The organism is Rhodococcus sp. NPDC059968 (assembly GCF_042738615.1).
Lineage (GTDB): Bacteria > Actinomycetota > Actinomycetes > Mycobacteriales > Mycobacteriaceae > Rhodococcus_F.
Map to the genome: position 1 here is coordinate 73,668 of NZ_JBHWUE010000030.1, position 21,454 is coordinate 95,121.

A 21,454-nucleotide genomic window follows, 5' to 3' on the forward strand; every position below is an offset into this window, starting at 1 on the left:
GATTGAGGGCGATGGACGCACGAGCGACAGCGCGTGCATCGAACGTATCGAGAGGAACGACGTGACCTCGGAATCATCCGACAACGGCGGAGAGGCCGTAGCGACGACGGAGATCTCGCCGAGCCTGCTCCGGGACGTCCAGGCCGATCTCGAGGAGTCGCTTCTGGGCGGGCCCCGCCGCTTCACGCGGGCCGAGATCGCCGACGTCGCGGGTGTATCACTCGAGCGGGCGGACCGCCTGTGGGTGTCGATGGGTTTCGCGGTCGACATCGACCCGGACAGCGTCATGTTCACCGAGGGCGACGCCGCCGCGCTGCGCACCATGGCGTCGCTCGTCGAACGGGGGATCATCTCACCGGAACGCGAAGTGGCGGCGGCCCGCGCTCTCGGTCAGTCGCTGTCGCGGCTCGCCGAATGGCAGGTGTCGCTGATCAGCACCCACATCGTCGATCAGCTCGCGGACTCGGCGGGCAGCGACGAGCAGGCCATCCGGGAGCAGGTGCGCGAACTCACCGCCGAGATCCTTCCGGCGGTCGAGTCGCTGCAGGCTTATGTGTGGCGGAGGCATGTCGCCTCGACCACCGGACGCAACGTGGGGAACCCCGGTGAGGAGGTCGCGAGCCGGAAACTGGTGGTCGGCTTCGCGGACATCGTCGGGTACACGTCGTTGACCCGTCAGCTCGGCGCCCGGGAGTTGAGCGACCTTCTGGAACGATTCGAGTCGGCGTCGACGTCCGTCATCGGCCGGCATCAGGGATGGGTGGTGAAGACGGTCGGCGACGAGGTGATGTTCGCCGTCGAGTCGCCGGCCGATGCGGCGGAGATCGCCCTGCAGCTGCAGGAGCAGGTTCTGCCGGACGAGACGGACCCCGAACTGCGGGTCGGTCTCGCGATGGGTCCGGTTCTCGTCCGGTTCGGCGACCTCTACGGCTCCGTGGTCAACACCGCGGCGCGACTCACCGGTTCGGCGCGTCCCGGCACGGTGCTGATCGACGAGGAGCTCGCCCACGAACTCGCCGACGCTCCCGGCTACTACCTCAAGCAGCTACGCCCACGACGCGTTCGAGGGATACGTAGGCTCGAACAGTTCGTGCTGCGCCGTAACCGGGACGCCTGACGACCGTCAGCTTCCGAAGGGAAGGGTTCCGGGCGGGATGGAGTATCCGCTGCTGCCGGCGGCGACGCCGCCCCACGCACCGAGGAGCCAGTTGAGTGCATCAGTGATCATCGAGAAACCTTCCCACACCATTCATACGACATGCGCGGCATCGGGTGCCGCGCGCACCGCCACGGTAGTGACGACTCGCTGAACTGTCGACGTCATAACGCCTGAGCAGGCGGTATCTCGAGCAGCGTCGGCGTGCCGGCACCGGCTTCGACCTGGGCTGCGCGTGCGGCGAGGAAGTCGTCGACGATCTGCTCACACGCGGCGCGTCCCAGCGGGGTGAGGGTGGCGAGCCGGGTGAAGACGAGCGGTCCTATGAGTTGCGCGAGAGCGAGGTCGTAGTCGAATTCGCCGAGGCGTTCGGCCGCCTGGGGTGTTCCGAAGACCTGGTCGAACGCCGCCCGATACTGCTCGACGATGGTCTGCCTCAGGGTCCGCAGTTCCGGTTTGTCCGACTCGGCAGCGGCCGCGCTCGAGTAGTCGTCCAACGCGGGGCCCATTCCGAGCCAGCACATGGCCGTCACGTTCATGGGCGCACTCTCGATGAGTTTCGCCTGACTGACCATCAACTCGACCAGCCGGTCGCGGAGGTCGCCTTCGGCGGGCACTGTCGGCGCGGGTGGGATCAGCCGCCCGAAGGCCGCGGCGACCAGTTCGGTGCCGTTGTCGAAATGCCGGTAGAGCGTGGCCCGAGCCACATTCGCCAGCTTGGTGACGGCGTCGATCGTGACGGCGTCGGTGCCACCCTTCGCGAGAAGAGTTGTCGCGGCGTCGAGAAGTCTCGCGCGAGAGCGCTGCCTGCGGGGATCCTGCTCGGTCATCTGCACCGCCCGTTCCTGCCACTGCCCGACCTCTTGTGAACTGTCAGTCTACCAACGATACTGACAGTCTCGTTACTTCCATGGAGGGACTACATCGTGCGCTCTCGGGACTCCGCACCACCGCAGGACACCGAACAGAGCAACACCACCGGCTGGACCCTTCGACAGCTCTGGATGCTGACGGTCTCGTGCTGCGCTGTCGCCCTCGTCGTCGCGGCAATGGCGGCACTCAACACCGCGCTCCCCGACCTCGCGCGCGACACCGGTGCCAGCCAGAGCCAGCTCACGTGGATCGTCGACGGCTACACCCTGACCCTGGCCGCCCTGCTGCTTCCGGCGGGCGCGCTCGGCGACCGGTACGGCCGGCGTGGGCTGCTCATGGCCGGGCTGTTGATCTTCGGCGTTGCCACCGCGATTCCCATCATCAACGACACACCCGAGTGGATCATCGGTTCCCGGGCGATAGCGGGCGTCGGTGCCGCCCTCGTGATGCCCGCGACATTGTCGCTGCTCACCGCCGGTTTTCCGCCCGCACACCGGGGTCGGGCCGTGGGCATCTGGTCGGGCGTCGCGGGGTCCGGCGCAATCGCGGGCCTGCTCGTCTCCGGACTCCTGCTCGAGAAGTGGTCGTGGCACGCCATCTTCATCAGTCTCACCGTGGTGTCCGCCCTGATCTTCGTCACGGGCTTCACCATCTCCTCGTCCCGGGAGACGGAACGACCACCACTCGACCTGCCCGGCACCGGGCTGATCGCCGCCGCGGTCGGGTTGTTCGTCCTGGGAACCATCGAAGCGCCGCAGCGCGGCTGGCTGGATCCCGTGGTGCTCGGACTGCTCGTCGGCGGGCTCGTCGCCGCGGCCGCGTTCGCCCTCGTGGAACTGCACAGAAAGCGTCCGCTGCTCGACGTCCGGCTGTTCGCCAACCGCGCCTTCGGCTCGGGGTCGATGTCGCTCCTTCTGCAGTTCCTGGCCTCTCTCGGCCTGTTCTTCCTCGTCGTCCAGTACCTGCAGCTCGTGCTGAACTACTCCCCTCTGCAGTCCGCGCTGGCGCTCGCCCCCATCGCCGTGCCGGTCGTGGCGATGTCCGCGGTCATGCCGATGCTCATCCCGCACGTCGGGCTCCGGCCGCTGCTCGCGTCCGGCTCCGCACTGCTCGGCCTGGGCATCCTCCTGCTGGTCCGGCTCGATGCGCATTCGAGCTACGCGGAGGTGTGCGGCCCGCTGCTCGTGGCCGCCTTCGGTATCGGACTGTGCACGGCGCCCGCGACAGCGGCCATTGTGCAGAACACCCCCGACGCGAAGCAGGGTGTCGCGTCGGCCGTCAACGACACGGCGCGCGAGATCGGTTCGGCCATCGGGGTCGCCTTGGCGGGCAGCGTCCTCGCCGCGGGGTACGGCACACATGTGCAGCCGGCGGTCGACGCCGTGCCGGAGGCCGCGAAGGAGCCGGTGTCCAGTTCGCTGGCGGCGGCGCTGCAGGTCGCCGAAGTTGCCGGCCCCCAGGGCGAGCAGCTGGCGACGTTCGCTCGGGATTCGTTCCTGAAGGGTTTCGACGAGGCATCCATCGTGCTGGCCTGCGTGTTGTTCGCCGCGTCGCTGCTTCTCGCGGTATGGGCTCCCGGGCGGAAGGGCTCCGCGCCGAAGGCCGAATCGCCGAAAGAACTGGCCGACGTCGACTGAGCGGACGTTGCCCCTGTGACCGTCGTCGCTGTAAGGTTCGGTATCAGTTACTGAATGTCACAGTTACTTGACCGCCTAGTCACAGATCAAGGGGTAGTGATGACCGCATCGATCGTCGTCTCCGACCGCGAAGAGACCGCCCAGCGCCTGCTGGCGTCGTCGGCACGCAAGTCCTACGACCCGATGGTCGAGGTCGACTGGGAAGCACCGATTCCCGACGACAAGTTCGGTCTCACCCCCGAATGGAGCACGCTCTACGGCACGGCCCTCTGGGACGAGATGCCCCAAGAGCAGAAGATCGAGCTCACCAAACACGAGGCCGCCAGCGTCTCCAGCGTCGGACTGTGGTTCGAGATCCTGCTCATGCAGATGCTGCTGCGCGACGTGTACGGCCGCGACAAGCACTCGCGCCACGTCCAGTTCGCACTCACCGAGGTGGCCGACGAGTGCCGCCACTCGGTGATGTTCGCCCGCGCCGGTGAGCGCTTCGGGATGCCGAGCTACGGCCCGCACCCCGTGATCCACAAGCTCGGACGCATCTGGGGCGGATTCTTCAAGGGCGCCAACGCGTACGCCAGCGTGATGGCCGCCGAGGAGATCCTCGACATGATGCAGCGCGACTTCATGAAGGACGAGCGGGTGCAGCCCGTCACCCGCACGGTGAGCAAGATCCACGTCCTCGAAGAGGCCCGCCACATCCGCTTCGCCCGCGAAGAGGTCGGACGCCGCATCGAGGGTGCCAGCTGGGCACGCCTCCAGATCGAGCGCCTCAACACCGCCGCGGTCGTGTACTTCGTGATGAAGAGCATGATCCGCAAGGAGGTCTACGAGAACGCCGGTCTCGACCCGAAGCGGGCCGCCGCCGAGGCCAAGAACAACCAGCACTACAAGGACACCGTCCGTACGTCCGGTTCCAAGTTGATGCAGTTCCTCGATAGCGTCGGCCTCGTCGGCGGCCCGTCGAAGCGCCTCTACAAGGGGGTCCATCTCCTCTGAATCATGTGGGGACCTGGTCCAGGTAGGACACACCGGTCGAGGTGATCTCGAGTACGCGCGCTGACGGAATGTCGAAGAACATTCCCGCGACGCGTACTCGACCCTCGGCCGCCGCCGCGCCGACGAGGGGATGGCGCCCGAGGGTCTGTACCTGGACCGCCACATTCACCATGCCCAGCTGATCGACCTCGTCGAATCCGAGTTCGGCCGCTGACCGCGCTACCGGATGTCCGCTGAGGAACGCGTTCCGGCTCGGCTGCGCGAACGTCAGCCACTGCTCGACGGCGTCGCGGTCGGACCCGTCGGTTGCGGGCGGCGCACTCGCGAGCACGGCCTTCATCGCGCCGCAGCCGGAGTGGCCGCACACGATCACCGAGCTGACCTCGAGTTCATCGAGGGCGAAGGCAAGGCCTGCCTCGACGGACACGTCCTGTTTGCCGGTCGGAACGAGGTTGCCCACGTTGCGCACGGTGAACAGGTCGCCGGGCCCGCTGCTGGTGATGACGTTCGGCACGATGCGTGAATCGGAGCAGGTGAGGAACAGCGAGTCGGGGCGCTGCCCGTCGTGCAGGTCGTCGAGGTGCGGTTGCAGCTGAGCCGCGTTCCGCCGGTGGTACTCCGACACTCCCGCGAGGACCGGTCGGAGTGCCGCCGGTGTGGTGTTCTCGTCGGTGTCGGTGTGCCGCGGCTGCCAGCTCTTCCACGGGGCGAAGCCGCGGGGGCTTGCCACGCCGATGCCGCGCCGGGGCGGCGATGCACCGACGGCGTCCATGTCGACGGGACCGAGCGCGTCGATCACGACCGTTCCGCCGTTTCGCTCGTGGTGACGCTTCCAGTCGTCGATCGCTTCGAACATGGCGTGGTCGAGGAAGTCGACCGCCAGTTCCACGGTGACGTGCGCGCCCTCGGGCACCTTCGCGAGGAGCCCCGTCAATGCCGGCATGGACAGGAAGCTGCACGACCCCTCGACGGTCACGCGCCACCGCCCGGAGTCCTCGGCGCTGATGGGTTCGGCCTTCATCTTGGGGTGGATGACCCGCCACAGCAGCAGAACCACTGCGAGTGCGAGACCGATGATCACGCCCTCGAGCAGGTTCAGGAAGACCACGCCGGCCACGGTCACGCCGTACACCCACAGGTCGCCGGTGCGTCGCGCGGTACGCAGGTGGGCCAGTTTGACGAGCTGGATGCCGATCACGATGAGGAGGCCGGCGAGCGCTGCCATCGGAATCTGCTGGACCAGTGCAGTCAGCAGCGCGGCGAAGACGAGGATCCACACGCCGTGCAGCACGGCGGACGCCCGGGTTCGTGCCCCGGCAGCGACGTTGGTGGAGCTACGCACGATCACACCCGTGACCGGCAGGCCGCCGATGAGACCCGAGATGATGTTGGCCGAGCCCTGACCGACGAGTTCACGGTTGAATTCCGACCGCGTCCCGCCGTGCATTTTGTCGACGGCGACCGCGGACAGCAGGCTCTCGACGCTCGCGATCAGCGCGACCGTGAGTACGCCGGTGGCCACCGCCAGCCACGGGCCGTCCGGCATCGAGGGCAGCGCCACGGCATCGAACAGGGAGCCGTCCAACGCAATTCGATCGACGTCGAGCGGGAAGACCAGGGACAGAACGGTGGCGGCGACGACCGCGACCAGCGGGCCGGGGAGCACCCGGAGCTTGCCGGGGATCTTCTTCCAGAACAGCAGGACGGCGATGACCACCGATCCCACGAGGACGTCGCCGTACCGGGCGGACGTCAGCTGTCCGGGGAGCTGAGTGATGTTCTCGACGGTCGAGCTGTGTGAGCTGCCACCGAGGAGGACGTGAATCTGCTGGAGGGCGATCGTGATTCCGATACCCGCCAGCATGGCGTGGACGACGACCGGAGCGATGGCCAGGGCAGCACGGGCAATTCTACTGATTCCGAAGATGATTTGAAGGAATCCGGCCGCGACGGTGATCGCGCACGTGGCCTTCCAGCCGAACGTGGCGACCAATTCCGCTACCACCACGGTCAATCCGGCGGCAGGACCGCTGACCTGGAGCGGTGAGCCACCGATGGAACCCGCAACCACACCGCCGACGATCGCCGCGATGAGCCCCGCCATGATGGGGGCGTCGGACGCGATTGCGATGCCGAGCGACAGCGGTAGTGCGACAAGGAAGACGACGAGCGACGCGGGTAGGTCGTATCGCGCGTTATTTCGAAACCTTTCGCCGAGGGTCGGTCCGGGGGCGGGGGCACCGGATGGGGGTGCTTTCTCGTTCTCGAGGATCGACATGTCGTCACCTTACGGGCGGAGAACGACGAAACGCCCGAAACGGACCTGATCTTGTGGCATGTGTCACTGTGACAGTGCTTTTCGCCCAGTTGAATCGAAACCTATTGGACAACAGTCCATTACATGAAGATTAAAGTACACAAAGTTCACCGCGGCCGCCACCACACCGTGAGACGTGCCGGTCAGCATTGGACAGGCGTCGGCACGATCGCGATGCGTACCGCCCCGGCCGAGTGAGCACCTGCTCGGTGTGGCGGTTCCGAGGGTGTCGAACGGAAAGGCGAACGCGGTCGAGCACCTCCGAGAAAACTCCGTTCCGGGTACGTCTGCACCGCCACGGCCACGTCGGTAGCAGTCACAATTGGCAATGCCCGGAGTCCGCGCCACACGACAATGGACTACAGGACGCTGCGCAGTGCAGCAGGAATCCGCTCTCGACAGGAGGAGAACACGGTGAGAGAACCACACGTCGTTGCGATCAATGGAAGTTCGCCGCGCGCGGAGAAGACCACCTGGGTCGCGCCCACCGCCGCGGTGATCGGCGCCGCGACCCTCGGCGCGGAGGCCAGCGTCTGGTACGGCGCCGTGCTGCGTGCCGATTGCGATTCCATCACCCTTGGCGAGGGAAGCAACATCCAGGACGGAGTGGCTGTTCACGTCGACCCGGGCTTCCCCGTCGTAGTCGGCAGGGACGTGAGCGTGGGGCACAATGCCGTCCTGCACGGCTGCACGGTGGAGGACGGCGCCCTCGTCGGTATGGGTGCCACGATCCTCAACGGCGCGGTGATCGGCGGCCAGTCGCTGATCGCGGCCGGCGCACTGGTACTCGAAGGAACCCGAATTCCGCCGCGATCACTCGTCGCCGGCGTGCCCGCGAAGGTTCGCCGAGAACTCACCGACGACGAGGTGGCCCACAACGCCGCCAATGCCGCGGTCTACCGTCAACTGGCGCAGCAACATCGATCGGCGCAGGTCGTCGCCCTCGACATCGCCTGAGCGACTCAGTCGCGCGGAACGGACTTCTCGATCTGCCGCGCAGCAGCGACGACTGCGTGGCCCGTCGGGGTCCCCCGGTTCGCTCCCATGCGCCAGCTGGATGTTCGGGAGGCGGTTGCACGACCGTGTCCGGCAGAAAACTCCTGAGCGGACGTCAGACGAAGGACGATTCGCTCTGCAGGGATGCACCGAGCGCGTCGAGCAGGGCGTTCGTTTCCGCCTCCCAGGATTCGACCGAGTCATGTCCGTCGAGGAACGCTCCCTGCTCGGCAGGGCCCGTGAACCACGAGGCCTTCGGCTCGCGCTCAGCGCACCCGCGGGGTCTTCCGTGTGCTCACGGCGATGCGATTCCACGCGTTGATCGTGAGCACCAGCGAGATGAGCTGCGCCAGTTCCGTCTCCTCGAAGTACTCTTCCGCCTCCTCGTACACCGAGTCGGGGACGAAGCCGTCGGTCAGCACGGTGATCGCCTCGGCGAGCGCGAACGCGGCGCGCTCCTTGTCGGTGTACAGCCCGTGTGCCTCCTCCCACGCGCCCAGCAGGTACAGCTTCTGTTCGCTGATGCCGATCTTGCGGGCATCGGCGGTGTGCATGTCGATGCACCAGGCACAGTGATTGATCTGGGAGCAGCGGGTGACTACCAGCTCGACCAGCTCCGGGTCGAGGCCCTGCCGTGCGGCGGCGTCGAGGGCGATCATCGCCTTGTAGACGGCGGGGGCCTTGCGGGCGAGATCGACTCGGGTCTTGCGCTCTGTTGTGGTCATCCGAGAACAGTAGGCGCGGAATAGCCCATCTGTATGGTTCAATATGAGCATGGAAACTTGGGCCAATTCGGGTCTGGGCCGCGACCTCCATCTCGACCTCACCGCGTCCGGTGGTGGACGGACGCCGGGGGTGCGCGCAAACCTGGTTTCCGCTCTGCGCGAGTCGATTCGGTCGGGACGGCTCGTCGCCGGCACCACCCTCCCGCCGTCCCGCACGCTGGCCTTCGACCTCGGCATCGCCCGCAACACCGTCGCCGAGGCGTACTCCGAACTCGTGGCCGAGGGCTGGCTCACCGCCCGGCAGGGGTCGGGGACCCGGGTCGCCGATCGGGCAGGCCGGCCCGACCGACGTCCGCGCTCCCGTTCCACGGCCGCGCCCCGACCGGCGTTGAGCCTGATGCCCGGTTCGCCCGACGTCGGGGAGTTTCCGCGTGCCGCCTGGATGACGTCGGCCCGCCGGGCGATCACCGCGGCACCCAACGACGCCTTCGGTCCGGGTGATCCGCGGGGGCGCCCCGAACTCCGTCGCGCCCTCGCCGAGTACCTTTCTCGCGCAAGGGGAGTGCGCACCGATCCCGACCGCATCGTGGTCAGTGCGAGCTCGGGGCACGGACTGTGGTTGCTCGCCCGCGCCGTGAAGGGACCGATCGCCGTCGAAGGGTACAGCCTGCATCTGCATCGTGAACTTCTCCGCGATGCCGGCGTCTCCACCACCCCCCTGCAACTCGACGACCGTGGAGCGCAACCCCCGGACACGACAGGCAGCAGACTCTCCGCGGCATTGCTCACGCCGGCCCACCAATTCCCCACCGGCGGGCCGCTCCATCCGAGCAGGAGAACCGCTTTCGTGGAATGGGCGCGCTCGACGGGGGCGATCGTGATCGAGGACGATTACGACGGGGAGTTCCGGTACGACCGCCAACCCGTCGGCGCCCTGCAGGGTCTGGCCCCGGATGAAGTGGCCTATCTGGGCACGGTGAGCAAGACCCTCGCCCCCGCGATCCGCGTGGGATGGATGGTGCTGCCGGAACGGCTGATCGACCGCGTCCTGGCAGTCAAGGGCGGATACGAGAGATGGGTCAGCGCGACGGACCAGCTGACCCTGGCCGACTTCATCGATCGGGGCGCATTCGACCGGCACGTCCGCAGGATGCGCACCCTCTACCGCCGTCGGCGCGACACCCTCGTCGAAACCCTCGCTGCCCGTGCACCACACGTGCACGTCACCGGCATCGCGGCCGGTTTGCACGCCGTACTCGAACTTCCCGACGGGACCGAGTCGGCCACCGTCGACCGGGCCGCGGCCCTCGGGCTCGCAGTGGAGGGTCTGCGCACGTTCCGTCATCCGGACGGTCCCGCGAACCGGCCCGACGGGCTCGTCGTCGGCTACAGCACGCCGTCGTCCGCGCGTTTCTCGGCCACTCTCGACGCCCTGTGCCGGGCGCTGCCCACTCCGTGAGCAGAATTTCCTATGGGACTGGTCGGAATGCGTGTCGTGCGGTTACAGTCTGATCCGTGACCGAATCCGGCGTGATCGACTCAGGGCAGCTGCTGACGCGGCGTCGCCATGTCGATTTCGCACTGGTGTGTACCTCGAGGTGTCCGATCTCCTGATCGGACCCCTCCCGGCGTGACCTTGTCCACGCCGGGTTCTTCCTGCACACCCTCGTTTTCGAAGGATTCGTACTGTCATGACCACTGCATCCGTTTCGCACCTCACGTCCGTCATCGGCGCCACCCGCGACGCCGTTTCCCAGGATTCCGCGAACGCCCACGTCGTCTTCCGCGCCTCCGCGCAGGCGCACGACGCCGTCGCGAGCACCGTCACGCTCGGCAAGTACAGCGTCGAGGTGGACGAGCCGCCGGCGCTCGGCGGCGACAACTCTGCCGCCAATCCCGTGGAGTACTACCTCGCATCGCTGCTCTCCTGCCAGGTGGTGACGTACCGCTTCTGGGCCGAGAAGCTCGGTGTCCGCGTCGACGACATCTCGGCGCGTGCGGAGGGCGACCTCGACGTGCGCGGGTTCTTCGGCTTCGACGACACCGTCCGTGCAGGGTTCGGCGAGGTGCGCGTCGTCGTGACGCTGACCGGTCCGGAATCGCGCGAGCGCTACCTCGAACTGCAGGAAGCGGTGGATGCGCACTGCCCCGTCCTCGACCTGACCCCCAATCAGACCCCGGTCCACACCGTCGTCGAAACAGCTACCGGCGACAACTGATTCACCACATCCACCCTACCGAATCCGGAGGACACCACTCGTGACCGAGAGCATCGACCCCACCGTCAACTGGTCGTTCGAGACCAAGCAGATCCACGCCGGGCAGACGTCCGACGCGACCACCAAGGCGCGGGCGCTGCCGATCTACCAGACCACCTCGTACACGTTCGACAGCACCGATCACGCTGCCGCACTGTTCGGTCTGGCGGAACCGGGCAACATCTACACCCGCATCATGAACCCCACGCAGGACGCGGTCGAGCAGCGCATCGCCGCCCTCGAAGGCGGCGTCGCCGCACTGCTGCTGTCCTCCGGGCAAGCCGCGGAAACCTTTGCGGTGCTGAACCTCGCGGAGGCGGGCGACCACATCGTCTCCAGCCCGTACCTGTACGGCGGCACCTACAACCTCTTCCACTACACGCTGCCCAAGCTCGGCATCGAGGTCTCGTTCGTCGAGGACCCCGACGACCTCGACCAGTGGCGCAGCGCCGTCCGCCCGAACACCAAGGCGTTCTACGGTGAGACGATCGCCAACCCGAAGAACCACATCCTGGACATCCCGGGAATCTCGAAGGTCGGCCACGACAACGGGATCCCGCTGATCGTCGACAACACGGTGGCCACCCCGTACCTGCTGCAGCCGCTGAAGCACGGCGCCGACATCGTCGTGCACTCGGCCACCAAGTACCTCGGCGGCCACGGCACGGCGATCGCCGGTGTCATCGTCGACGGCGGCACGTTCGACTGGACCCAGGGCCGCCACGGCAACTTCACCACGCCGGACCCGAGCTACCACGGCGTCGTCTTCGCGGACCTCGGCGCCCCGGCCTACGCGCTGAAGGCGCGCGTGCAGTTGCTCCGCGACCTCGGTTCCGCGGTGGCCCCGTTCAACGCATTCCTCATCGCGCAGGGCATCGAGACCCTCAGCCTGCGCGTGGAGCGGCACGTCGCCAACGCCCAGAAGGTGGCCGAGTTCCTCGAGGCCCGCGCGGAGGTCACGTCCGTGGCCTACGCGGGTCTGCCGTCCTCGCAGTGGCACGAGCGCGCACAGGAGCTCACCCCGAAGGGTCCGGGCGCGATCGTGACGTTCGAACTGGCCGGCGGTGTCGATGCCGGCAAGAAGTTCGTCAACGCGCTCACCCTGCACAGCCACGTCGCGAACATCGGCGACGTGCGCTCGCTGGTGATCCACCCCGCGTCCACCACACACTCGCAGCTCACCCCGGAGGAACAGCTCGCCGCCGGTGTGACGCCCGGACTGGTCCGGCTCGCCGTCGGCATCGAAGGGATCGACGACATCCTCGCCGACCTCGAGACCGGATTCGCCGCAGCTGCAGTCTGATCCGATGCCGGGAGGCCGAGGCGTGCGCCTCGGTCTCCCGGCGCTGTCAGATCATTGCGCGCATCATCCCCTGCGGTTCGCCGCCGAGCTGGGTGAGCGCGCTCGCGTGGTTGGTGGATCCGGGAACATGGACCGCGTGCGCCAGACCGGCATGCGCGTCCCGCCAGAACCGTTGCATCGGCGTCTTGTAGTGCAACGCGCCACCGCCGGCGCGCGCGAAGATCTCGTCCACGGCACGCACCGCACGCCAGGCCGCGGCGATCTGGGTGCGGCGTCCCATCGCACGCTCCTCGAACGTGATCTCCTTGCCCGCGTCGACCTTGTCGTAGAACCGGTCGGCGGTCTCGATGAGGGAGACCCGCGACGCATCGATCTCGGCGGCGGACTCTCCTATCGCACTGAGCACGTACGGATCCTCCTTGATCTTCTGGCCCGTGATCGCGACGCGGTCCTTCTGCACCGCGATGTGACAGGCCAGCGCGCCCTCGGTGATGCCGATGACGGCGGCGGTGATGCCGAGCGGAAACATGCAGGAATAGGGCATGTTGAACAGCGGCTCCGGCCTGCCCGCCTCCTTCTGCGCACGCCCGTCCATCACCTTCGACGCGTTCAACGTCCGGTAGCCCGGGACGAACGCACCGTCGACGATCAGGTCCTTGCTTCCCGATCCGCGCAGTCCGATGACGTCCCACGTGTCCTCGACGATCTGATAGTCGGTGCGCGGCAGAATCACGTGCAGAGACGAGGGCGGCATCGCGATGCCGCCCTCGCCGTCGCCGACCATCGCCCCGAGGAAGGCCCACTGGCAGTGGTCGGTGCCGGACGAGAACGACCACCGCCCCTTCAGGACGTACCCGCCGTCGACCGGGGTCGCGACACCCATGGGCGCGTACGGCGACGCCATCCACGTGTCGTTGTCCTCGCCCCAGATCTCCTCCTGCACCTGTGGGTCGGCGAACGCCAGTTCCCACGGGTGCACGCCGACGATCCCGGTGACCCATCCGCTCGCACCGTCGAGTGCGGCAATGGCCATGACGGTCTCGGCGAACTCGCGGGGGTGGACCTCGTAGCCGCCGTAGAGCTTGGGCTGCAGCAACCGGATCGCCCCGGAGTCGCGCAGGAGGCCGGCGGCGGTGTCAGTGAGCCGGCAGGCCGCCTCCGACTGGACGGCCTGCCCGCGAATCTCCTCGGCGACGCCTTCGATTCTGTCGAGAACCTGACCCATCGGGACTCCCTTCCACCGTGAGTAGAACACGTTCTAGTCAATATAGCCCCGGGGTGGCAATTCCGAGCCGATCCGCACCCCACACTTGAAAGTTCGTATCACCTAAATCTATAGTGCGGAGATACGAATCAGCAGGTAGATCCACGCGACCACGATCAGGAGCTCCGTGAGCATCGAGGCCCCCCGCCCTCTCCTCCCGCACCGCGCGCCCCGAAAGGGCAATCTCCGAACGGTCGCGCTCCTCGGGCCCGCCTTCGTGGCGGCCATCGCGTACGTCGACCCCGGAAACGTGGCCGCCAACCTCACCGCGGGCGCGAAGTACGGGTACCTGCTCGTCTGGGTCCTCGTGCTCGCCAACGCCATGGCCGTGCTGGTGCAGTACCTGTCCGCGAAACTCGGGCTGGTCACCGGCAAGTCACTGCCTGAGATGCTGGGGACCCGCCTCCGGACCGGCAACCGCCGCGCGTTCTGGCTGCAGGCGGAGGCGATGGCGATCGCCACCGACCTCGCCGAGGTGATCGGCGGAGCGATCGCACTCAATCTCCTGTTCGGCGTCCCGCTCTTCATCGGAGGCCTGATCACGGGCGTCGTGTCGATGGGCATTCTGTCGATCCAGAGCCGCCGCGGTCAGCGGACGTTCGAGTTCGTAGTGATGGGACTCCTGACGATCATCACCGTCGGGTTCCTCACCGGTCTCGCGTTCACCGACGTGTCGGGCACGGAGGCGCTCACCGGTCTCGTGCCGCGTTTCGAGGGCACCGAGACGGTGCTGCTCGCCGCCAGCATGCTCGGTGCCACCGTGATGCCGCATGCGATCTACCTCCATTCCGCTCTCGCCCGCGACCGGCACGGGAACGACCTGGAAGGTCCCCGCCTCGCGCGACTGCTGCGGGTGACCAAGTGGGACGTGGTCGGTGCGCTGATCGTGGCGGGCGCGGTGAACATCGGCATGCTGCTTCTCGCCGCCTCGGCCCTGCGCGGCATTCCCGGCACCGATTCGATCGACGGCGCACACGCCGCCATTCAGAGTTCGCTCGGCCCCACCGTCGCCGTCGTCTTCGCCGTCGGCCTGCTGGCTTCCGGCCTGGCCTCCACGTCGATCGGCTGCGCCGCCGGCTCCGAGATCATGTACGGCCTGCTGTCGATGCGCATCCCACTGTTGTTGCGCCGGGTGGTCACCCTCATCCCCGCACTGGTCGTGCTGGCGATCGGCGTCGATCCCACCTTCGCGCTCGTCCTCAGTCAGGTGGTTCTCAGCCTGTGCATCCCGTTCGCGGTGATTCCACTCGTACGGATGACGTCGAGCCGCGACCTGATGGGCGTCCACCGCAACGCGACGGCCACCACGGTCGCCGCCTGGGTGGCCGCGTCGCTGATCGTCGTGCTCAACGTGTCGCTGCTGTGGCTGACGTTCACGGGTTCGACCTGATCACTCGTGCCGCGGCGCACCGGACACGACCCGGTGCAGCGCCTGCAGGTCCTCGGACAGCATCCGGAACATCCAGTAGGCCCCGACGAACGCGACGACACTGCCGACGCACAGCACGCGGAGCGCGACGATCACCCGGGGCAGGTCCTCCGGGGGAATGAACGTGGCCCCCGCGATTCCGAGCAGCGGCACGGCGGCGGCCGCGGCGAGGAAGAACGTGCTGCGGCGCCCCAGCCGCTTCAACATCCGGGCGTCGGACGCACTGATCTCGCCGTGCCGCAGAAACACCGGATAGAGGCAGCGGACGGCGTAGAAGTTCACGAAGAAGAACGGGTAGACCACCGCGATCGCTCCGCAGACGAGCTGAGAGGCGGTGAAGTGGACGATCGTGTTCCACGGAACCTGACTGCCGCTCACCTCCAACGTGATCGGCACGACGAGGCCGCTGACGATCCACAGACCGAGGCAGAGCAGTGCGCACCGCTGACCGAGCAGCAGGGTGTCCCGGCGGGCGCGGGCGAGTTGGGCGCCGGTGTACACCCTCCCCCGGCGCAGGCCGCCGGCCACCACCGTCAGGTAGATCACCATCGACACCGTGCCCACGGCTCCGATGAGGAACGCGACCGTGTAGTCGATCCGGGTGATCCGCTCGAAGCTCTCCTGCGCGGCGGGCGGCAGCTTGCTGATGATCAGGGTGCTGTTGTGCTGGTAGCTGTAGAGGATCGCCAGCAGATTGGGAACTGCGATGGCCAGGAACATGATCAGGTGCGTCCACCGCCGCATCCGCAGCCGCCAGCTTCCCGGCGGCGGATCGACCAGGTCGCGGGCGTGCGCGTCGAGGCAGACGTCGAGTTGCTGGGCGAGTTCGGCACCGGAGGAGAACCGATCCTTCGGTTCCGGCGCCAGGGATTTCAGCAACACCCGCCGCAGCGCGTTCGGGCAGTCGGCGGGCAGCGCGTCGGCGGCCGGTTCGTCGGGTCCGCGCCGCCGCGCGAGCATCGCGTCGAGAGTGGTGCGGTCGCCGGGCGGGTGGGAGTGCAGTTCGGCGTCGCTGTCGTCGAAAGGTCTTCTGCCGGTCAGCAATTCCCAGAGAACGACACCGAGCGAATACAGGTCGCTGCGGGTGTCGAGATCGCCGGGTGTGCCCGGCCGGTCCGGGTGGATCGCCTCGAGCTGTTCGGGTGACATGTAGGCCAGCGAGCCGCCGAAGTACGCGACCGGACTCGACCCGGCGACATTGCGGCTGAAACTGATGTTGAAGTCGGCGAGCTTCGGGACGCCCTCGGCCGTCAGCAACACGTTTGCCGGTTTGACGTCGCGGTGGAGGACGCCGTGCCTGCCGGCGTAATCGAGCGCCTGCGCGAGCCGGCGGCCGAGCCAGGCGACCGTCTCGGGCCAGGTCAGCGTCGCGATCTCCTGACGCACGCCGGATTCGCTGGGCCGGATCTCGCCCCGGCCCACCAGGGCCCGGTCGATCGCGTCCAGCAGCACGGCGCCGCTGCGCGATTCCGGCGGAGTCTCACGGACCCGCCCGACCACCTCGAGCAAGGTTCCCCCCGGCACGTACTGCATGTACAGCAGTCGCAGGTCGCGGCCCGCGAGGAGTCGTTGATCGAAGACCCGGACGATGTAGTCGTGATCGAACTGGGCCAGGGTCTGCGGCTCGGTGCCGCGATCCTGCGAGATCTTCACCGCGACCAGTCTCTGCAGCGACCGCTGCCGGGCGAGGAACACCCGCGCGAACGCGCCCCGGCCGAGACCGGTCATCAGGTCGAAGTCGTCGATCCGCCGGCCCACCTCGAGATCGTCGAGGGTGCCTGCGCTTCCCGCAGACACCGTCGGGGTGTTCTCGCCGTGGTGGAGCGAGGTGCTCTGGTACTCGCCGGTGCCGAGCAGTTCGTCGAGCTGACCGGCCTGACCGGGAAAATTCTGCGTGTATTCGCTCGCCTCGACCGACTCCCCGCTGCGCCGCCGGATGTGGAACTCCTCGTACAGCAGGTCCGGCGGCAACGGCCACCGCCGCAGTTCGGGCAACTCCTCACAGTATTCGGTGAGCCGCTTCGGGTGGTCCCCGCGCAGCCAGCGGTTCTCCAGGTCGATCTTCACCAGTTCGATGAGCGTGACGCGGCGGAGCGCGGGAGACGCGGGCAGGTAGGCGACCAGATCGGGCGCGGACGCCGAGGACTCCCAGGCACTGGCGAAGCGCGCGACGGCGTCGCCGACCGCCGTGTCCGACACCCAGGCCTGCTCGGAAGCGGCCGGTGAACCTCGCCGGGAGGGCATGCAAGCCATGGTAGCTGGCCACGCCCAGCGGACTACTGCAGTTCCGACACCGGGGTCGACGGGTCGATTGTGACGCCGATTCGCGCCAGATTGCCGTGCAGCACTTGCCAGATCGACACTTCGAGGAACTCGGCGAACTCGTCGCTGCCGAGCGCCGACTGCGGGTTGCTCAGCCACCGGTTGACGCTGGCATCCACGAGTCCCACCAACCCGAAGGCCAGCGACTCGGCCAGATCCGAATTGCCGGCCACCGTGTCGAGGACCGTCGCGAGTAGACCCGACAGCTGAAGCGCGATCGCGGTCTTCGTTCCCGTCACCACACGCGAGCCGGTCGTGCGCCTGCTCGGCGACCCGGTACCGAGGAACTGGTGGAGCCGTGGATATTCCACGATCCACCGCAGGTACGTCTCGACCGCGCGCGCGATCGCCTCGCCCACGGTCCCCTCCGGCGTCAATGTGGGCGCGAGGTCTGCCATCAGTCGTTCGATGATGCGTCCGCGCAACTGCTCGTCGAGGTCGCCGCGATCGGTGAAGATCCGGTAGACCACCGACCGTGGCACGTCGGCCCGGTTCGCGATCTGCTGGACGCCCACGTCGGGACCGTCCTCGTTGATGGCGTCCATCGCGGCTTCGAGAATCCGGCTTCGGCGTTCCGCCTTGTGGTCCTCCCAGCGCGTGGCGCGGCCGTCGCCCTGGGGCGACGCGGCGGTTTCCACTTTGTCCGGCATCACGCACACGTTACCCATCCGACTGTTGACTGGACACGCTGTCTCACATACTTTGGTGAGACAGGGTGTTACACACACATTTCTCCGGACTCAGGGAGCCGCAATGGGTAACAGGGTGTTCGTCGTCGGCGTCGGGATGACGAAGTTCGAGAAGCCGGGTGCACGCGAGTGGGACTACCCCGACATGGCGCGTGAGGCCGGTGGCAGGGCACTCGAGGACGCCGGGATCGAGTACGGGCTCGTGGAGCACGCGTACGTCGGATACGTGTACGGCGAGTCCACGTCGGGACAGCGGGCCGTCTACGAACTCGGCCTCACCGGCATTCCCATCGTGAACGTCAACAACAACTGTTCGACGGGGTCGACCGCGCTCTTCCTCGCCACGCAGGCCGTCCGGAGCGGTCAGGTCGACTGTGCACTCGCGCTGGGCTTCGAGAAGATGCAGGCCGGTTCGCTCGGGTCCACGTACGACGACCGAGAACAGCCGATGATGCGCCACCTCCTCGCCCTCGCCGAGCTTCAGGAGTTCGCGATGCCGCCGGCCCCGTACATGTTCGGCGCCGCGGGCAAGGAACACATGGAACGCTTCGGGACCACGGCGGAACAGTTCGCCAAGATCGGCGTGAAGAACCACCGCCACTCACAGAACAACCCGTACGCCCAGTTCCAGGACGAGTACACGCTCGACGAGATCCTCGGCTCGAAGCCGATCTACGGGCCCCTCACCAAACTGCAGTGCTCCCCCACCTCGGACGGCTCCGGTGCCGTCGTCGTCGTGAGCGAGGAGTTCGTCGACAAGCACGACCTCGCCGGGCAGGCCGTGGAGATTGTCGGCCAGTCCATGGTCACCGACCTCCCGAGCACGTTCGAGGACCGGAGCGCGATCAGCCTGGTCGGCGCGGACATGACCCGAACCGCCGCGGCCCGCGTGTACGAACAGGCGGGCATCGGACCGGACGACATCGACGTCATCGAACTCCACGACTGCTTCTCCACCAACGAACTGCTGACCTACGAGGCGCTCGGCCTGTGCGGCGAGGGCGAGGGCGGCAAACTCGTCGACAACGACGACACCACGTACGGCGGACGCTGGGTGGTCAACCCGTCCGGCGGTCTCATCTCCAAGGGACACCCGCTCGGCGCCACCGGACTCGCCCAGTGCAGCGAACTCACCTGGCAACTCCGCGGCACGGCCGACAAGCGTCAGGTCGGCGGCGCCGCGGTCGCCCTCCAGCACAACATCGGGCTCGGTGGCGCAGTCGTCGTCACCGCCTACCGCGCACTCTAATTTTCTCTCTCACAATTTCTTTCACCTCGAACACCAGGAGTACATCATGGCTTCCGTTTCCGTCGCAGCGTCCCTGCCCGCCTCCCCCGACAAGGCGTGGGACGCGCTCTCCGACCTGTCCCGCTGGGAAGAGTGGCTCACCATCCACCAGTCGTGGAAGAGCGAGATCCCGGCCGAGGTGGCACTCGGATCGAAGTTCACCGAGGTCGTCTCCGTGATGGGCATGGCCAACAAGATCGAGTGGACCGTCACCGAGGTGCAGGTGCCCGAGATGGTCAAGATCTCCGGCACCGGCATGGCGGGGGTGACCGTCGAATTCACGCTGAAGGTCGAGCCGGACGGCGCCGGATCCAAGGCGATCATCGACGCGAGCTTCACCGGCACGATGATCGTCGGCCCCATCGGCAAGGCCGTCGCCAAGAACGCCAAGGCGGATCTGGAGACGTCCCTGGCCGGGTTCGCCGACATGGTGGGCTGATCTGCATGACCACCCCCACAGTCGAATTCGACACGAGCGGCCTCGGCGAGTGGACCGATCCGCACCGGTTCGAGGTCACCGCCGAGCGCATCGCCGAATACGCCGCGGCCACCAACGATCCCATCGAACGCCACCTCGCAGGCGAGGTCGCGCCCCCGGTGTTCGCGGTGGTCCCCGCGTTCACGTCGATGGCGCCGGCGGCATTGTCCGTCGCCCCGGTCGAACTGCTCATGAAGCTGGTGCACGGGGAGCAGGATTTCCACTTCCACCGTCCGATCCGCCCCGGCGACAACCTCGTGGTCCGCGCGAAGCCGATCGGATTCGAGGGCCGGGACAACGGCTCCACCGTCGTCGTCTACGTCGAAACCACGACGGAAGACGGTGAACTGGTCAACGAGCAGTGGATGACGGCGTTCTTCCGAAAGGTCGATGCGGGGGCCGGTCTCGGTGACCGGGCACCCGCGCACCGGTTCGACGAGTCCCTACGCGGGCAGGCCCCGGCGGCGTCGATCACCCAGCACATCGACGACGACCAGACGTTCCGGTACTCGCCCGCCTCCGGTGATCCGATGCCGATCCACCTGGACGACGAGATCGCCCGGATGTCCGGACTTCCCGGAATCATCAACCACGGCCTGTGCACCATGGCGTTCACGTCGTGGGCGGCGCTCACCGAACTCACCGACGGCAGGGTCGAACGCCTGCGACGACTCGCGGTGCGGTTCGCGAAACCCGTCCTGCCCGGCCAGGACATCGCCACGCAGTTCCGGCAGGTCGCCGAGTCCACGGGCGGGGCAACGTCGTACGCCTACGAGACCACCGTCGGCGACGAGCTGGTCATCAAGGACGGCCTCGCCGTCATCGCGGACACAGAAACCTAGGAGTAGGCACATGGGAACATTCGACGGACGGGTGGCCATCGTCACCGGCGCCGGACGCGGAATCGGCCGGGAGCACGCACTGCTCTTCGCCCGTGAGGGCGCTGCCGTCGTCGTCAACGACCTCGGCGGCGCGAACGACGGCACCGGCGCGGACGCGGGCCCGGCGCAGCAGGTCGTCGACGAGATCGTCGCCGCGGGCGGCAGGGCAGTCGCGAACACCGACAACGTCGCGTCCTGGGACGGCGCCGAAGGACTCGTCAACCAAGCGGTGAGCGAGTTCGGCCGACTCGACGTCCTGGTCAACAACGCGGGCATCCTGCGGGACGCCTTCATCGCGGGCATGACCGAAAGCCAGTGGGACGCCGTCATCGCCGTGCATCTCAAGGGCCACGCCGCCACCCTGCACCACGCGGCGGCGTACTGGAAGGCACAGACCAAGGCCGGCGAGACCGTGAACGCGTCCGTGATCAACACCGCGTCCGCGTCGGGCACGTTCATGCCCAACGCGGGCCAGGGCAACTACGGTGCCGCGAAGGCGGGCATCGCCGCACTCACCCTGGTCGCCGCGGACGAGCTCGAACGCTACGGCGTCCGGGTCAACGCGATCGCCCCGATCGCCCGCACCCGGCTCACGCTGGCCACACCGGGAATGGGCGCGCTGTTCGCCGAGGACGTGCCGGAGGGCGAGTTCGACGCATTCAGCCCCGCCAACATCTCTCCGCTCGTCGCTCGTCTCGCCGACGCGAACTGCAAGATCACCGGCAAGGTGTTCGCCGTGCAGGGCGGGGCCATCTCCGAGCTCGCCGGCTGGCACGACGTCACGACCATCGAGAGTGACGGCCCGTGGACCGTCGCCGACCTCGCCGACCGGCTCGGCTGAA

At 67.5% G+C, this 21,454-nt stretch carries 18 protein-coding genes; 12 read left to right on the forward strand and 6 right to left on the reverse strand.

Translation table 11 applies throughout. From position 1 onward, the window contains the following. Positions 1 to 61 precede the first annotated feature (61 nt). On the forward strand, positions 62 to 1,117 hold the full coding sequence (locus tag ACFWAY_RS23470) for an adenylate/guanylate cyclase domain-containing protein (protein WP_378453246.1): 1,056 nt from the start codon (positions 62 to 64) through the stop codon (positions 1,115 to 1,117). A 203-nt stretch (positions 1,118 to 1,320) separates the two neighbouring features. On the opposite strand, the gene ACFWAY_RS23475 is transcribed toward ACFWAY_RS23470, so the two are convergent. Continuing rightward, positions 1,321 to 1,992, reverse strand: a complete 672-nt coding sequence (locus tag ACFWAY_RS23475) for a TetR/AcrR family transcriptional regulator (RefSeq protein ID WP_378453245.1) — start codon at positions 1,990 to 1,992, stop codon at positions 1,321 to 1,323. Positions 1,993 to 2,082: 90 nt separating this feature from the next. Here ACFWAY_RS23475 and ACFWAY_RS23480 point away from each other — a divergent pair, with 90 nt between their 5' ends. Both ACFWAY_RS23480 and ACFWAY_RS23485 read left to right on the forward strand, forming a co-directional pair. Continuing rightward, on the forward strand, positions 2,083 to 3,666 hold the full coding sequence (locus ACFWAY_RS23480; RefSeq protein WP_378453244.1) for an MFS transporter: 1,584 nt from the start codon (positions 2,083 to 2,085) through the stop codon (positions 3,664 to 3,666). Positions 3,667 to 3,765: 99 nt separating this feature from the next. Next, a complete protein-coding gene (locus tag ACFWAY_RS23485; RefSeq protein ID WP_378512356.1) occupies positions 3,766 to 4,662 on the forward strand; it encodes a diiron oxygenase in 897 nt (298 codons plus the stop codon). Between the two features lies 1 nt (position 4,663). Here ACFWAY_RS23485 and ACFWAY_RS23490 read toward each other — a convergent pair whose 3' ends face one another. Continuing rightward, a complete protein-coding gene (locus ACFWAY_RS23490; RefSeq protein WP_378512357.1) occupies positions 4,664 to 6,940 on the reverse strand; it encodes a SulP family inorganic anion transporter in 2,277 nt (758 codons plus the stop codon). Between the two features lie 453 nt (positions 6,941 to 7,393). Here ACFWAY_RS23490 and ACFWAY_RS23495 point away from each other — a divergent pair, with 453 nt between their 5' ends. After that, a complete protein-coding gene (locus ACFWAY_RS23495; protein ID WP_378453241.1) occupies positions 7,394 to 7,936 on the forward strand; it encodes a gamma carbonic anhydrase family protein in 543 nt (180 codons plus the stop codon). A 305-nt stretch (positions 7,937 to 8,241) separates the two neighbouring features. Here ACFWAY_RS23495 and ACFWAY_RS23500 read toward each other — a convergent pair whose 3' ends face one another. Continuing rightward, on the reverse strand, positions 8,242 to 8,700 hold the full coding sequence (locus tag ACFWAY_RS23500; RefSeq protein ID WP_164065663.1) for a carboxymuconolactone decarboxylase family protein: 459 nt from the start codon (positions 8,698 to 8,700) through the stop codon (positions 8,242 to 8,244). A 49-nt stretch (positions 8,701 to 8,749) separates the two neighbouring features. On the opposite strand from ACFWAY_RS23500, the gene ACFWAY_RS23505 reads away from it, so the two are divergent. The 3 genes from ACFWAY_RS23505 (at position 8,750) to ACFWAY_RS23515 (ending at position 12,261) form a co-directional block, all read left to right on the forward strand. After that, the gene (locus ACFWAY_RS23505) at positions 8,750 to 10,159 is read left to right on the forward strand and encodes a PLP-dependent aminotransferase family protein (RefSeq protein WP_378512358.1); all 1,410 of its coding nucleotides are present in this window, start codon (positions 8,750 to 8,752) and stop codon (positions 10,157 to 10,159) included. Positions 10,160 to 10,391: 232 nt separating this feature from the next. Then, positions 10,392 to 10,919 (forward strand): OsmC family protein, encoded by a 528-nt coding sequence (locus ACFWAY_RS23510; RefSeq protein WP_378512359.1) that lies wholly within the window; start codon positions 10,392 to 10,394, stop codon positions 10,917 to 10,919. A 40-nt stretch (positions 10,920 to 10,959) separates the two neighbouring features. Beyond that, on the forward strand, positions 10,960 to 12,261 hold the full coding sequence (locus tag ACFWAY_RS23515) for a bifunctional o-acetylhomoserine/o-acetylserine sulfhydrylase (RefSeq protein ID WP_378512360.1): 1,302 nt from the start codon (positions 10,960 to 10,962) through the stop codon (positions 12,259 to 12,261). Positions 12,262 to 12,307: 46 nt separating this feature from the next. Here the strand turns inward: ACFWAY_RS23515 and ACFWAY_RS23520 are convergent, their stop codons facing one another. Next, positions 12,308 to 13,486 carry a hydroxylase gene (locus ACFWAY_RS23520; protein WP_378512361.1) on the reverse strand — a complete coding sequence of 393 codons (1,179 nt, stop codon included), beginning with the start codon at positions 13,484 to 13,486 and terminating at the stop codon, positions 12,308 to 12,310. 166 nt (positions 13,487 to 13,652) lie between these two features. Between ACFWAY_RS23520 and ACFWAY_RS23525 the strand changes: the two genes are divergently transcribed. Next, positions 13,653 to 14,915 (forward strand): Nramp family divalent metal transporter, encoded by a 1,263-nt coding sequence (locus ACFWAY_RS23525; RefSeq protein ID WP_378512362.1) that lies wholly within the window; start codon positions 13,653 to 13,655, stop codon positions 14,913 to 14,915. Here ACFWAY_RS23525 and ACFWAY_RS23530 read toward each other — a convergent pair whose 3' ends face one another. Next, positions 14,916 to 17,207 (reverse strand): serine/threonine-protein kinase, encoded by a 2,292-nt coding sequence (locus ACFWAY_RS23530; protein WP_378512363.1) that lies wholly within the window; start codon positions 17,205 to 17,207, stop codon positions 14,916 to 14,918. 23 nt (positions 17,208 to 17,230) lie between these two features. Further along, positions 17,231 to 17,926, reverse strand: coding sequence for a TetR/AcrR family transcriptional regulator (locus tag ACFWAY_RS23535; RefSeq protein ID WP_378512364.1), 696 nt, complete (start codon positions 17,924 to 17,926; stop codon positions 17,231 to 17,233). 103 nt (positions 17,927 to 18,029) lie between these two features. Between ACFWAY_RS23535 and ACFWAY_RS23540 the strand changes: the two genes are divergently transcribed. From ACFWAY_RS23540 to ACFWAY_RS23555, 4 genes are read left to right on the forward strand one after another with little or no spacing between them, the layout of a single operon-like run. Further along, the gene (locus tag ACFWAY_RS23540; protein WP_378453235.1) at positions 18,030 to 19,214 is read left to right on the forward strand and encodes a lipid-transfer protein; all 1,185 of its coding nucleotides are present in this window, start codon (positions 18,030 to 18,032) and stop codon (positions 19,212 to 19,214) included. 46 nt (positions 19,215 to 19,260) lie between these two features. After that, positions 19,261 to 19,692 carry an SRPBCC family protein gene (locus tag ACFWAY_RS23545; protein WP_378453234.1) on the forward strand — a complete coding sequence of 144 codons (432 nt, stop codon included), beginning with the start codon at positions 19,261 to 19,263 and terminating at the stop codon, positions 19,690 to 19,692. A gap of 5 nt (positions 19,693 to 19,697) precedes the next feature. Further along, positions 19,698 to 20,573: a MaoC/PaaZ C-terminal domain-containing protein gene (locus ACFWAY_RS23550; protein WP_378512365.1), complete on the forward strand. Its 876-nt coding sequence runs from the start codon at positions 19,698 to 19,700 to the stop codon at positions 20,571 to 20,573. Positions 20,574 to 20,583: 10 nt separating this feature from the next. Then, entirely contained in the window at positions 20,584 to 21,453 is an 870-nt protein-coding gene (locus tag ACFWAY_RS23555; RefSeq protein ID WP_378512366.1) for an SDR family oxidoreductase, read from the forward strand. Position 21,454 lies beyond the last annotated feature (1 nt).

What these genes read in the sequence shown, in the direction of transcription:
- ACFWAY_RS23500 (WP_164065663.1), bottom strand. Translation starts at nt 8,700, where the DNA reads ATGACCACAACAGAGCGCAAGACCCGAGTCGATCTCGCCCGCAAGGCC.
- ACFWAY_RS23520 (WP_378512361.1), bottom strand. Translation starts at nt 13,486, where the DNA reads ATGGGTCAGGTTCTCGACAGAATCGAAGGCGTCGCCGAGGAGATTCGC.
- ACFWAY_RS23485 (WP_378512356.1), top strand. Translation starts at nt 3,766, where the DNA reads ATGACCGCATCGATCGTCGTCTCCGACCGCGAAGAGACCGCCCAGCGC.
- ACFWAY_RS23555 (WP_378512366.1), top strand. Translation starts at nt 20,584, where the DNA reads ATGGGAACATTCGACGGACGGGTGGCCATCGTCACCGGCGCCGGACGC.
- ACFWAY_RS23530 (WP_378512363.1), bottom strand. Translation starts at nt 17,207, where the DNA reads ATGGCTTGCATGCCCTCCCGGCGAGGTTCACCGGCCGCTTCCGAGCAG.
- ACFWAY_RS23545 (WP_378453234.1), top strand. Translation starts at nt 19,261, where the DNA reads ATGGCTTCCGTTTCCGTCGCAGCGTCCCTGCCCGCCTCCCCCGACAAG.
- ACFWAY_RS23490 (WP_378512357.1), bottom strand. Translation starts at nt 6,940, where the DNA reads ATGTCGATCCTCGAGAACGAGAAAGCACCCCCATCCGGTGCCCCCGCC.
- ACFWAY_RS23510 (WP_378512359.1), top strand. Translation starts at nt 10,392, where the DNA reads ATGACCACTGCATCCGTTTCGCACCTCACGTCCGTCATCGGCGCCACC.
- ACFWAY_RS23540 (WP_378453235.1), top strand. Translation starts at nt 18,030, where the DNA reads ATGGGTAACAGGGTGTTCGTCGTCGGCGTCGGGATGACGAAGTTCGAG.
- ACFWAY_RS23550 (WP_378512365.1), top strand. Translation starts at nt 19,698, where the DNA reads ATGACCACCCCCACAGTCGAATTCGACACGAGCGGCCTCGGCGAGTGG.
- ACFWAY_RS23535 (WP_378512364.1), bottom strand. Translation starts at nt 17,926, where the DNA reads ATGCCGGACAAAGTGGAAACCGCCGCGTCGCCCCAGGGCGACGGCCGC.
- ACFWAY_RS23505 (WP_378512358.1), top strand. Translation starts at nt 8,750, where the DNA reads ATGGAAACTTGGGCCAATTCGGGTCTGGGCCGCGACCTCCATCTCGAC.